Raw genomic sequence first — 12,120 nt, 5'->3', positions numbered from 1 at the left:
TCTCCGCGAACGTGCACGGTCAGGACGCCGAAGTGGCCAGACTGATCAAGGACATCCCGCCGGGCGAACAACTGGCGGTGCGCTTGCAAGCCATCGAAGGCGCGCAAAACCCGTTGCTGGAAGCGAGTCGCCCGCTCTTGCGCGCGCTCGCCGGGTTGCCAGACCTTCTGAGCCCCGCGGAAATCAATGCGATGCACCTGCTGCTTAAAGAAGAAGTACGTATTTTTCAGCGCCTCTGCGAACAGGCCAGCCTGCGTCGCGAACATATGCTTGGCGCGCGGTACTGCCTCTGTACGGCGCTCGACGAGGCCGCCATGCAAACCACCTGGGGCAAGAAAGAGTCAGGCGTTGCATGGATCAGAGACGGACTGGCCACCGAGTTCCATGAAGACCGCCATGGCGGTGACAAGATTTATCTGTTGATCGGCCGCCTGTTGAGTCAGTCTCACGATCACATCAATCTGCTCGAAGTCATCTTCCGCATCCTCAGCCTTGGTTTCATGGGACGTTATCGTCACGAAGCGGACGGCACACGCAAGCACGACGCCGTACGCACGCGGCTCTATCACGAGATTCAGGCGAATCGAAAGCTCGTTCCCATCCTGTTGTCGCCGCAGGCCTCATCGGATGCGCGCGGCAAGCGTCTGTCAGTCTACGACTTCCCGGTGTGGATCACGTTCGCGCTGCTTGGACTCCTTTTGCTCGCACTATTCGGCTGGTTCAAATATCACCTGCTCACCGAGGGCGCGTCGGTCGAACACCAGATCGCCGACATCGGCAAGATGATGCCATCGCCCATCCCGCGCCTTCCTCATTTGCGGGAGCTTCTGAAAGATGAGATCACCGCGGGCACCGTCAACGTCGATGAAGATACGCGGCACAGTGCCGTCATCTTCCGCGGCGACGCGATGTTCGCGCCGGGCAGCGTCAATGTGAATGCGTCGATGGGGCCTTTGATTGCGAAGATCGCGCGCGAAGTGGTGAAAGTGCCGGGCAACGTCACGATCACCGGCTACACCGACAACATGCCAATCAAGAGCCGACAGTTCGCCTCCAATGACGCGCTCTCGCTGGAGCGTGCTACGCGGGTCATGCGAATGCTGCAGAACGCAGGCGTTCCCGCCAGCCGGCTGGAAGCGGTCGGCAAGGGCGAGGCCAGTCCGATCGCGGAAAACGCCACATCGCAAGGCCGGGCGCGGAACCGACGGGTCGAGATTCTTGTGACGCCTTGATTCATCGCCAAGCTCATGTTTTCCACATCACGCCGCAGTCTGCCGAACGGATTTTGAAGAATGAAGAAGTTGCTTTCGTTTCTGGTGTCGCGTTGGTTCCTCGCATCGGTCGCGTTGATCCTCCTTGCCTTGGGTGTGTGGTTTCTCGGCCCGTATGTTGCGTTCGGCGGCTTGCGGCCGCTCGAAAGCGTCGCGCTGCGGGTGCTCGTGATCGCACTGATCCTGTGCGGCGCGTTGCTGTGGCTCAAGGGTTGGTCCACAGCCATCGTATTCGGGGCGTTGCTGTGCCTCCTGATCTGGCATGCCGCACCGCTTCTGAGTTTTGGCACTTCCAGACCGTTTGCATCCGTCGAGGCGCGCGTAATCGCCATCGTGGCCGTGATCGCACTGTTCGCCGTATGGGGCCTGTACCGCCTATGGCGACGCATGCGCCACGACGAACAGTTCCTGAGAAAAGCCCTCGCCTTCGACAGGAAAAAAGACGAGTCGCCGGCTGCGGCGCGCATCAAGGAGATCGAGGCACGCATGAAGAGCGTGCTGGCCCGCCTTAAAACTATACGCACGGGCGCGCCGGGAATCGCGCGACTGTTCCAGGGCTCGCGCTACCTTTACGAGTTACCGTGGTACCTCGCGCTTGGTTCAGCTGAATCTGGAAAAACGCGTGCAATTCTGAACGCTGGACTGCCTGTGCCGATGGGCAGCGTGCCGTCGCGGGCGGGTTCACTGGCTTCGGAGTCACGTGTGGACTGGTGGCTCACCAATGAAGCTGTATTCATCGACACGTCCGGATTCTATGTGCACCCCGGCACGTCGAAGCACTCGCTTGTGCCGCCCTTCGAAACGGCACGAAGCGGCAATGACAAACTAGCCAAGGGGCTCACCGGTTCCCCACCCATATCGGAGAGGCGCACCGCACACCTGGACGAAGCGCTGTATCGCCGGGGCGCCGACACGGACGAATGGTTCGGCTTGCTCCGACTGCTGCGTTGCCATCGCCCTCGCGTACCGATCAACGGAGCGTTGCTTACCATCAAGCTGGAGCTCCTCGTCAATCCCGATGCGAGCGTGCGTGAAACCGAGGCAAGTGCGCTGCGCACGCGCCTCGCCGAGCTGCGCGCCACGCTCGGCATTCGCTTTCCCGTCTATCTGATCGTCACGCAGATGGACCGTCTTCCCGGCTTTGCGGATTACTTCGCCTCGCTCACGGAGGAGAATCGCGCGCAAATCTGGGGCTTTACCTTGCCGGTCGGCATGGCCCCGCTCGAAGCGCAGTTTATGCGCGAGCTTGCCATGCTTGCCGATCGCCTGTTCACTGGCATGAACACGCGTCTGGAAGATGAATACGACCTGGAGCGGCGGCGCAAACTGGCGGCATTGCCCGATGCGTTCGCCGCGCTCGTCGCACCGCTTGCCGAACTGCTCGCGCAATTGTTCCTCGATTCGCGCTACGACGACACGCAGCAACACACGTCACTGCGCGGCGTGTATTTCACCAGCGCCACGCAAGGCGGCATCCCGCTCGTAGCCGAGCCGCTTACCGTCGTGGAGCGGCTTGCTTCAGGACTCAAACGCCCGCTCATGGCCAACGTCGTGCCTGCGTCCAGCATGCAAAGTTATTTCTTGCGCGACGTTTTCACGAAGGTGATCTTGCCGGAAGCGCATCTGGTGCGCCCCAACCTGCGTTGGGAATATCGCTCCCGAATGCTGCGGCTGGTCGGGCACACGCTCGCAGTCCTCCTCTTCCTGTGGCTCGCGTTTTCGCTTCGTGTGAGCTTCGGCAACAACAGCGACTACCTGCAGGCCATCGTACGCAAGACCCAACTGCTTTCCGCAAAAGTCGCGCAGCTTTATCGCGAGCCCAAACCCGAAGCCATTCCCGATACGCTCACCGAAGCTCGCTATCTGCCCACCTGGACGGGACTCGATCTCGCCAATCCGGCTGCGAGTTTTCTCTATGGACTGTACGCTGCCCCGGGCGTGATCGATGTCAGCCGCGAAACCTACCATGCGCTCGAAGTCAATCTGCTGCTGCCGCAAATCGTGCGCCGAATGGAAGCGGTGATCACACAATCCGTCGCCGACGGGGACGCGAAGACGACCTATGCCTCCCTGCGCGTCTACCTGATGCTCTACGACCGTTCGAAATTCAACGCGGACGAGATCAAGACATGGGTGTTCGAGGATGGGTCCCGGACCAACAACGAGTCGGTCTTTGGCGAGCGCGCCTCGATGCCGGGTCATGTGGAGCAACTCTTCTCCGGCGAGCGCGTCGTGCAGTCGCCGCTCATTCGCAACGATGGGTTGATCGAGCGTGCGCGCGCCTTACTCGATAGCCGCGACGGCACGCAACGTCTATACGAACGCGCGAAAGCCGCGATGCAGCAAGACGCGCCCGCTGACTTTACGCTGCTGCGCGCGGTCGGCCCGCAAGCCGGAACGGTATTCACGCGCGCCAGCGGCGAACCGCTTTCGCGCGGCGTACCGGGGCTTTTTACGTTCGACGGCTATCGGAACCTGTTCGACAAACGTTTGACCGAATTCGTGCAAGCCGCCCGTGAAGACGATGCGTGGGTCATGGGTCGCGCGTATCTCGCAAGCTGGACCGAAGCAGAGCCTAAAAAAAAAGCGCTTGAATTTGCGCTCGCTGCAACGGGCGCGGACGATGCTTTAACGAATGCGATCCGCCGGCTGTATTTGACGGAATACGCACAGCGGTGGGATATTTTTCTCGCGGACATTCGGCCCGTCACGGGCTCGAGTCTTGCGTTCAATCTGCAGATTCTGCGTCAGTTCGCAGCGCCCGACTCACCACTTGCACGTCTTGCGCGCGCTGCCACGCGCGAGACCACGCTCACGCAAACGGTCACGGATCCGGACAGCACGCTGGTCGAGAAGGCAAGCAATCAGCTTGCCGAGAAAGCCACGCTCCTTGGCGTCCGTGCACAGGAACGCGTCGAACGGGAACTCGTGGATAGCCGCTTTGCCCCGTTGCGCGAAATGGTGACGGGTAACGCACAAACGCAGCCCGCAAATCTCGCAGCGGGCGGGGAGACAGGCAAGACTGGGCTTGACGGTGTAATGGCGCTACTCAATGAGACCTACACGGCACTCACGATTGCAGAGAACGCGCTTGCCGACAATGGCCTGCCACCCACGAGTGATGCCTCTGCCAAGCTGAAGATGGCCGCCAGCACCATGCCCGCGCCGTTTCAGGAAGTGCTGCTGGGGCTGACCGCGAACGGTTCGCAGGAGGTGAGTCGTGGCATCGGTCAGCTGCTCTCGCGTCAGATGCAGGCTGTCGTTGGCGATACGTGCCGCCTGGCGATCGAAGGCAACTATCCCTTCGCACCCGAAAGCAGTCGGGACATCGGCATAGACGACTTCACACGCGTGTTTGCGCAAGGCGGCGTAATTGACGACTTCTTCACGAAAAGTCTGGCTCCCTTCGTCGATACCTCGTCGCAACCGTGGCGCTACAAAACCTTGCCCGGCGCGACCGAACCCGTGCAGGGACCGGATCTTGAACCGTTCCAACATGCGCAGGCCATTCGCGACGTCTTCTTCCGGGATCAGGGCAAGCAACTCGCGTGGAAGGGCGAGTTGCGCGTGCCGGACCTTGATGGAACCATCCTGAGCCTTGCAATCGATATTGACGGTCAGAGCGCGTTGTATCAGCACGGACCGGTCACGCCGCTAAAGTTCACCTGGCCAGGTCCACGTGGGGGAGCGCATGTCGAGATCACGGCGAGTCCTCGTATTCGCGCGGAAACTTCGACCATCGTCAGTGATGGGCCGTGGGCGCTGCTGCGTTTGCTGGGCCAAGGACAGGTCGTGCAGACTGCAACCTCAGGACGTACCCGGGTGGTATTCGATTTCGATGGCCGCGAAGCCGCGCTGGACATCACGAGTGCGGGCAGCGTCGCGAATCCGCTCACTAGCGACGTGCTCACAACGTTTCGCTGCCCGAGCGCCATGCCGATGTTCGATCTCACAGATAGCGGACTGTCGCCGGAGTTGCCCCCAGCATCGAGCGCACCGCACTTGCCGGGTCTGACGTATTGAGCGTGGCGTCGGGACTGAAAGGCGACACTGGGGCAGCGGACCGCCAGCGGCCTCGCAAGACGATGTGTAGAATGATTTGCACGACATAAAGGGATGCCACGTTGGGCGATGCACCTGAACGCGACAAGGAGCAAGGCAGATGACGAAGCGAGTGATAGTCACCGGCGGTAGCGGACTGGCCGGCAAGTGGGTGGTCGAAGATCTGGTTGCGCACGGATACGAAGTTCTGAACCTCGACCGCGTGCCGATGGCCAAGCAAACCGCCCGCACCCTGATTACGGACCTGACGGACGCGGGACAGGTATTCAACGCGCTGGCATCCTGCACGACCGGCAGGGAGTTCGACGACGATATCGAGCCGAAGCCGATCGACGCAATCGTGCACTTTGCCGCCATACCGCGCATTCTCATCACCACCGACAACGAGGTGTTTCGGATTAACGTAATGGGAACGTATAACGTACTGGACGCGGCGTCGAAGTACGGCATCAAGAAGGTGATCCTCGCCTCGAGCGAGACGACCTACGGCGTGGTGTTCGCGCACCGGCATCGCGATCCGGCCTATTTCCCGCTCGATGAAACGTATCCGGTCGATCCGATGGACAGCTACGCGACCTCAAAGGTGATCAACGAGGTCACTGGCAAGGCGTTTCACGCGCGCACCGGGGCGGACATTTACTGCTTCCGGATCGGTAATGTGCTGGAACCGTCCGACTACGCAAAATTCCCGGGCTGGCTGAAAGATCCGGCGCTGCGCAAACGCATTGCGTGGAGCTATATCGACGGCCGCGATCTGGCGACGGCGTGCCGTCTCGGCATCGAAAAAGATGGCTTGGGCTTCGAGGTGATGAACGTCGCCGCCGACGATGTCTCCTCTGATCTGCCGACCGCGGAGCTGCTCAAGCGCTTCTATCCGGATGTGCCGGTGAAGAAGCGGCTCGGCGAGTTCGAAACGCTCTTGAGCAATGAAAAGCTGAAGCGTTTGCTCGGGTGGCAGCAACAGTACCGTTGGCGGGAGCAGGTCGCCAAATAAACTGGTTGCGCGTTGGCGGGATTGGCCACAGTGGGAGTATGACGCCGGGTCGTGTGCCCTCCCGCTTTGGCTGCGGGGTGAGCACGACGACGCCAGTCATACGCTCCTGAGCGTCCCGCGCACGATCATTTCTCCACACCACACCGCAACGGCAGACTCAAAGCCGCGCGAACCGGCACCATCTTCGCCGGTGAATCCGCCAGCACTGCGTCCACTCCAAGGCAAGCCGCTGTGCGATAGTCGTCTGCGTTGTTCACGGCAATCGCAACGATGCGCACGCCCGGATTGCGCCGGAAGCAGGCAATCGTCGCGGGTGTCCACGGTGTTGAGTGCACCTCCGAGCGACCTTCGCCTAACGTGAATTTCTCGACCACGGTCATATCGCGATGCAACTCGAACGCCGCTAATGCGTTGCTTGCCGGCGCATCAATACAACCCTCACCAAGCAACACTCGCACGAGCCGGTTTCGTGTCGCATCACGTGATTCGAAGATTTTCGCTTGAGGATACGCGGCAAAGGTGCGCTGATAGTCGGCCTCGGTTGAATAAATCATCACGCGCGACCAGGCGTTTTCTTCGCTCAATACCTGCGCGACGGCCTGCGTTTGCGGCGCGGCGGGTAACGCCTTCATATCGAGAATCACCGGGATCGAAGCCGGAATTTCGCGCATGGCTTCGCGCAGTGTAGGAACGCCCACCGGTTGATGACGATACGGATAATCGTCAACGCCTTGCGCGCCGACTTGAACGAAGGTCCAGCCGGCATTGACGCGCGCCAACTGCGATGCCGAATACGCCGATACCGGTCCGATGACATTGGTCAAAGCTGACAGATCCGCCGGGCGATACAGAACCGGCACGCCATCCTTGCTCAATTGCACGGTTAGCCAGATCGCATCGGCATGATGCGTGAGCGCGAGCCGGATCGCTTCCAAGGTGTTTTCAGGCGCGTCCCCCGTGCCTCCGCGATGCGCGATGATGCGCGGCAATGCCGTAACCGTTGCTGCATGGGGAACCTCAGAGTGAGTCGCACAACCACCCAGCAACGCAAACAAGACCGTCGTCACAATCGAACCCAACCACATCGAACCACGCATCTGGACTCCTGACCTTACGCCCGCAAGCGGAGCATCCATGTTACGGTTCGCCGGTCTCAAAACAAGCCTGCCCGCGCAATGACTCCTGCGGCATGCCATCCGCCCTCGCGCCCGACTGACTGCGCCGCCGCGGCCCGAAGTACAATGACACCTCTTCCCGCCCCGCGCGCTGCCACGCCGGCATTATCGGCATCACGCCCGCACCGGCCGGGAACCGGCAACACCAGATTCCCATCCACCCACGACCGCCCGCCCCCACGCGGCCGGCGGCGTCAACGTCTATTGCAAGCAAATGGCCCAATACGTCTTCACCATGAACCGGGTCGGCAAAATCGTGCCGCCCAAGCGTCAAATCCTGAAAGACATCTCCCTGTCATTCTTCCCCGGCGCCAAGATTGGTCTGCTCGGTCTGAATGGCTCGGGCAAGTCCACGCTGATCCGCATCATGGCGGGCGTCGACAAGGACATCGAGGGCGAAGCCACGCCGATGCCGAACCTCAACATCGGCTATCTGCCGCAGGAACCTCAACTTGATCCGCAAAAGACGGTGCGCGAAGCGGTCGAAGAGGGCCTGGGCGAAGTGTTCGGCGCGCAAAAGAAGCTCGACGAAATCTACGCGGCCTACGCGGAACCGGACGCCGACTTCGACAAGCTCGCCGCCGACCAGGCCAGGTACGAAGCCATTCTCGCCACCGCCGACGGCAGCGCCGAACAGCAGATCGAAATCGCCGCCGACGCGCTGCGTCTGCCGGCATGGGATGCGAAGATCGAGCATCTGTCGGGCGGTGAAAAGCGCCGCGTCGCGCTGTGCAAGCTGCTGCTCGAAAAACCGGACATGCTGTTGCTCGACGAGCCGACCAACCACCTGGACGCCGAATCGGTCGACTGGCTGGAGCAGTTCCTCACGCGTTTCCCGGGCACCGTCGTCGCGGTTACTCACGATCGCTACTTCCTCGACAACGCCGCCGAATGGATTCTCGAACTCGACCGTGGCCACGGCATTCCATGGAAGGGCAACTACAGTAGTTGGCTCGACCAGAAGGAAGAGCGCCTGAAGCAGGAAGAATCGTCGGAATCGGCGCGTCAGAAGGCGATCAAGAAGGAACTGGAATGGGTGCGCCAGAATCCGAAGGGCCGTCAGGCGAAATCGAAGGCGCGTATTGCCCGCTTCGAGGAACTGAACAGCCAGGACTACCAGAAGCGCAACGAAACGTCGGAAATCTTCATTCCGGTCGGCGACCGTCTGGGCAATGAAGTGATCGAGTTCAAGAACGTCAGCAAGGCCTATGGCGATCGCCTGTTGCTCGACAACGTCAGCTTCAAGATTCCGGCCGGCGCCATTGTCGGCATCATCGGGCCAAACGGCGCGGGCAAGTCGACGCTGTTCCGCATGCTGACCGGCCGCGAACAGCCGGATTCGGGCGAAATCGTTCAAGGCCCGACGGTCAAGCTCGCTTACGTGGACCAGAGCCGCGACGCGCTCGACGGTTCGAAGACCGTGTTCGAAGAAATCTCCGGCGGCGCGGACGTGCTGACGGTGGGCAAGTACGAGACGCCGTCGCGCGCCTACATTGGCCGCTTCAACTTCAAGGGTGGCGATCAGCAGAAGAACGTCGCCAATCTGTCGGGTGGTGAGCGCGGCCGTCTGCACCTCGCCAAGACGCTGATCGCGGGCGGCAACGTGCTGCTGCTTGACGAACCGTCGAACGACCTTGACGTCGAAACGCTGCGCGCGCTCGAAGACGCCCTGCTGGAATTCGCCGGCTCGGTGATGGTGATCTCGCACGATCGCTGGTTCCTCGATCGCATCGCGACGCACATCCTCGCATTCGAGGGCGACTCGCAAGTGACGTTCTTCGACGGCAACTACCAGGAATACGAAGCGGACAAGCGCAACCGCCTCGGTGAAGAGGCGGCACGTCCGAAGCGTCTGCGCTACAAGCCGATCGCACGCTAATTCGCAGTAGGCACACTCACGCACGCTCAGGAACGTTTAGTGCGTAGCGAGGGTGGGCGGGTATCGCCTTACCCGCCCACATGACCGATAGCCGGCACGCTGCGCGGCCCGCGCAGTTACGAGGAGGCATGCATGTCGATGTCGATTCCCAGACGCGCGGCGATTGTCGTCGGTATCGTCGTGCTGGTGGTGCTGGTCGCCGCCGTGGGCGGCCTCTATCTCGTGCAATACGAGGTCAAACAGCGAGTTACCGCCGCCTTGGGGCCACTTGGCAGCGCCGAGAGCATTGACGTCGGCCTCACCTCCGTGCGCCTCACCCACGTTCTCCTCAAACCGCCGCCCGGCTGGCCGGCGCCCGACGTGCTGCGCGCCGACCAGATCACCATCGTTCCCGACATTCATGACCTGATCGCGAGACGCATGCATGTGCGCTCGGTCATCGTGAGCGGCTTTGACCTTTCAGTGGTGCGGACCGCGGGTGGATCCATCGACATCCTGCCGAATCTGAAAGAATCGCTGAACCGTTCGGACACCGGCTCAAACGCCGGCGGGCCGTCGATTCCGCAAGAGAAGATCGTCGACCATGTCGGCTTAGAGAAAGGCACGTTCGAGTTCTACGATTTCACGGTGAGCAAACCGCCTTACAAGGTGGCGGTCACTCAGGCCAGCGCGAGCGTCGATAACCTGCACTTGCCGGCCCTCACCGATCCGACGACGGTCGCGGTCAACGGTTCGATTGCCGGTCCAGCGCACACGGGCACGGCATCCTTCGACGGCTGGATCAAGATTGCCAGCAAGGACTCGCAGACCACCAGCACGCTGAAAGGCGTCGACGTGGTGATGCTCGACCCGTATCTGCTGAAGAAGGCGGGGACCAAAGCACAGATTGCCGGCGGCACGGTCGACATGACGGTGCAGTCGACGGTCAATAACTACCAGTTGCATGCGCCGGGAACGCTGACCCTGCATCATCTGCAACTGGCCGACACCGGCAGCCCGCTCGATACCTTCCTGTCCATTCCGACCAAGGCAGCCATCGCGGCGCTGAAATCACGGAGCGGCGACATTACGGTTCACTTCGTCCTTGAAGGCAACCTGCGCGACCCGAAGTTTTCCGTGAACGACAACCTGCTGATGAAGCTCGGCACCGGCTTCGCGCAGGCAACGGGAGTGAGCGTGGAAGGCGTGGCCAAGGGCGCCGGCGAGACCGTGAAGGGTCTCGGTAACGCGCTGAAGAATCTGCTGGGGCAGTAGCTCTGGTAGTTCCTGGGCGGTTCCCAGGCAATTCACAAGCAACCATCAGGCATACACAATGACGACTCGCGAAGTAGCCTTGAATCCAGGCTGATCCGACAGCCACTCGCAGCATCCATCCACAGACTCAAACGAGCAACGGAGGAGACAAACATGCAGGCAAAAACACCGCGCCTTAAGCGCATCCAGTGGGTCGCAGTGATGTTCCTGATGCTGGCCGGCATCGTCAACTATCTGGACCGCAGCACGCTGTCCATTGCGAATCACTCGGTGAGCGGCGAACTCGGGCTCTCGGCATCGCAGATGGGTCTGCTGTTATCGGCGTTCTCGTTTTCCTACGCGTTCTCGCAATTGCCGATGGGCGCCCTGCTCGACCGCTTCGGCGCGCGTCTGATGCTCGGCGTCGGCATGCTGGTGTGGTCGGTCGCACAACTGTTCGGCGGCTTCGTGCAGACCTTGCAGCAGTTCCTGGTCGCGCGGATCTTCCTCGGGATCGGTGAAGCGCCGCAGTTTCCGGCCGGAGCGAAGGTTGTCAGCGAATGGTATTCGCTGCGCGAACGCGGCCGGCCTACCGGCATTTTCACGACCTCGTCGACCATCGGGCCAGCCCTCGCTCCGCCGATTCTCACCGGCCTGTTGCTCGCGTTTGGGTGGCGCTGGATGTTCATCGTGATGGGCGTCATGGGGATTGCCGTGGCAGTCGCCTGGTACCTCGTCTATCGCAACCGCAGTGAAATCACCCTTGAATCCGAAGAAACCATCCATCTGACCGAGGAAGAGCCGCATGCGCGCGCCGAGCGTCGCATGACCGCTGCCGAGTGGCGCGGCCTGTTCGCCTCGCGGACCACGTGGGGCATGATCTTCGGCTTCATGGGCGTGATCTATATGGTCTGGCTGTATCTGACCTGGCTGCCCGCGTATCTGGAGCACGAACGGCATCTGTCCATTGCGAGGACCGGGTGGATCGTGTCGATCCCGTACCTGTTCGGCACGCTTGGCATGCTGTCGAGCGGCTTTGTCGCCGACGGCCTGATGGCGCAAGGCATTTCGCCAATCCGCAGCCGCAAGTGGCCAATCTGCACCGGTCTGATATTCGCCGCGGTATTCACGGTGCCGGCCGCGTATACGCCGAATACCACGCTGGCAATCGTGTATCTGTCTCTAGCGATGTATTTCATCAATATGGCGAGCGGCGGCGCGTGGGCACTGGTCAGCGTGGCCGCGCCGCGACACCTGGTAGCCTCGCTCGGGAGCATCCAGAACTTCGGTGGTTACTTTGGCGGCTCGTTCGCGCCATTCATCACCGGCGTGGTGGTGGACCAGACTCATTCGTTCGTGGATGCGTTTCTGATCAGCGCGGGTGTGTCGTTCGCGGCGGCGCTCGTGTACATGTTCGTGGTGCGCGCGCCGATCGCCGAGCGCGAGGAGACGAGCGCTGCGGCTACGTTGGCTTGATTGACCGGGCTGCCGGGACTGCCTGCCGGC

At 61.4% G+C, this 12,120-nt stretch carries 7 protein-coding genes; 6 read left to right on the top strand and 1 reads right to left on the bottom strand.

The window, feature by feature from the left end; genetic code table 11:
• Window positions 1-11 precede the first annotated feature (11 nt).
• The 3 genes from tssL to WCA85_RS09075 all read left to right on the top strand — a co-directional run bounded on the left by tssL (window position 12) and on the right by WCA85_RS09075 (window position 6,327).
• Window positions 12-1,232 carry a type VI secretion system protein TssL, long form gene (tssL, locus tag WCA85_RS09085; protein WP_424063106.1) on the top strand — a complete coding sequence of 407 codons (1,221 nt, stop codon included), beginning with the start codon at window positions 12-14 and terminating at the stop codon, window positions 1,230-1,232.
• A gap of 60 nt (window positions 1,233-1,292) precedes the next feature.
• Window positions 1,293-5,294, top strand: a complete 4,002-nt coding sequence (tssM, locus tag WCA85_RS09080) for a type VI secretion system membrane subunit TssM (protein WP_424063033.1) — start codon at window positions 1,293-1,295, stop codon at window positions 5,292-5,294.
• Between the two features lie 139 nt (window positions 5,295-5,433).
• Window positions 5,434-6,327: an NAD-dependent epimerase/dehydratase family protein gene (locus WCA85_RS09075; RefSeq protein WP_424063032.1), complete on the top strand. Its 894-nt coding sequence runs from the start codon at window positions 5,434-5,436 to the stop codon at window positions 6,325-6,327.
• 125 nt (window positions 6,328-6,452) lie between these two features.
• On the opposite strand, the gene WCA85_RS09070 is transcribed toward WCA85_RS09075, so the two are convergent.
• The gene (locus WCA85_RS09070; RefSeq protein WP_424063031.1) at window positions 6,453-7,424 is read right to left on the bottom strand and encodes a glycerophosphodiester phosphodiesterase family protein; all 972 of its coding nucleotides are present in this window, start codon (window positions 7,422-7,424) and stop codon (window positions 6,453-6,455) included.
• Between the two features lie 292 nt (window positions 7,425-7,716).
• Here WCA85_RS09070 and ettA point away from each other — a divergent pair, with 292 nt between their 5' ends.
• From ettA to WCA85_RS09055, 3 genes are all read left to right on the top strand, one after another.
• Entirely contained in the window at window positions 7,717-9,381 is a 1,665-nt protein-coding gene (gene ettA / locus WCA85_RS09065) for an energy-dependent translational throttle protein EttA (protein ID WP_424063029.1), read from the top strand.
• 132 nt (window positions 9,382-9,513) lie between these two features.
• Window positions 9,514-10,635 carry a DUF748 domain-containing protein gene (locus WCA85_RS09060; RefSeq protein ID WP_424063027.1) on the top strand — a complete coding sequence of 374 codons (1,122 nt, stop codon included), beginning with the start codon at window positions 9,514-9,516 and terminating at the stop codon, window positions 10,633-10,635.
• A 153-nt stretch (window positions 10,636-10,788) separates the two neighbouring features.
• Window positions 10,789-12,090, top strand: coding sequence for an MFS transporter (locus tag WCA85_RS09055; RefSeq protein WP_424063025.1), 1,302 nt, complete (start codon window positions 10,789-10,791; stop codon window positions 12,088-12,090).
• The last annotated feature ends 30 nt before the right edge of the window (window positions 12,091-12,120 follow it).

Origin of the sequence: Paraburkholderia sp. (genome assembly GCF_049581445.1) — a bacterium.
Lineage (GTDB): Bacteria > Pseudomonadota > Gammaproteobacteria > Burkholderiales > Burkholderiaceae > Paraburkholderia.
This window is presented reverse-complemented; position numbering and strand designations above follow the sequence as displayed.

What these genes read in the sequence shown, in the direction of transcription:
- WCA85_RS09060 (WP_424063027.1), top strand. Translation starts at nt 9,514, where the DNA reads ATGTCGATGTCGATTCCCAGACGCGCGGCGATTGTCGTCGGTATCGTC.
- tssM (WP_424063033.1), top strand. Translation starts at nt 1,293, where the DNA reads ATGAAGAAGTTGCTTTCGTTTCTGGTGTCGCGTTGGTTCCTCGCATCG.
- WCA85_RS09070 (WP_424063031.1), bottom strand. Translation starts at nt 7,424, where the DNA reads ATGCGTGGTTCGATGTGGTTGGGTTCGATTGTGACGACGGTCTTGTTT.
- WCA85_RS09055 (WP_424063025.1), top strand. Translation starts at nt 10,789, where the DNA reads ATGCAGGCAAAAACACCGCGCCTTAAGCGCATCCAGTGGGTCGCAGTG.
- ettA (WP_424063029.1), top strand. Translation starts at nt 7,717, where the DNA reads ATGGCCCAATACGTCTTCACCATGAACCGGGTCGGCAAAATCGTGCCG.
- WCA85_RS09075 (WP_424063032.1), top strand. Translation starts at nt 5,434, where the DNA reads ATGACGAAGCGAGTGATAGTCACCGGCGGTAGCGGACTGGCCGGCAAG.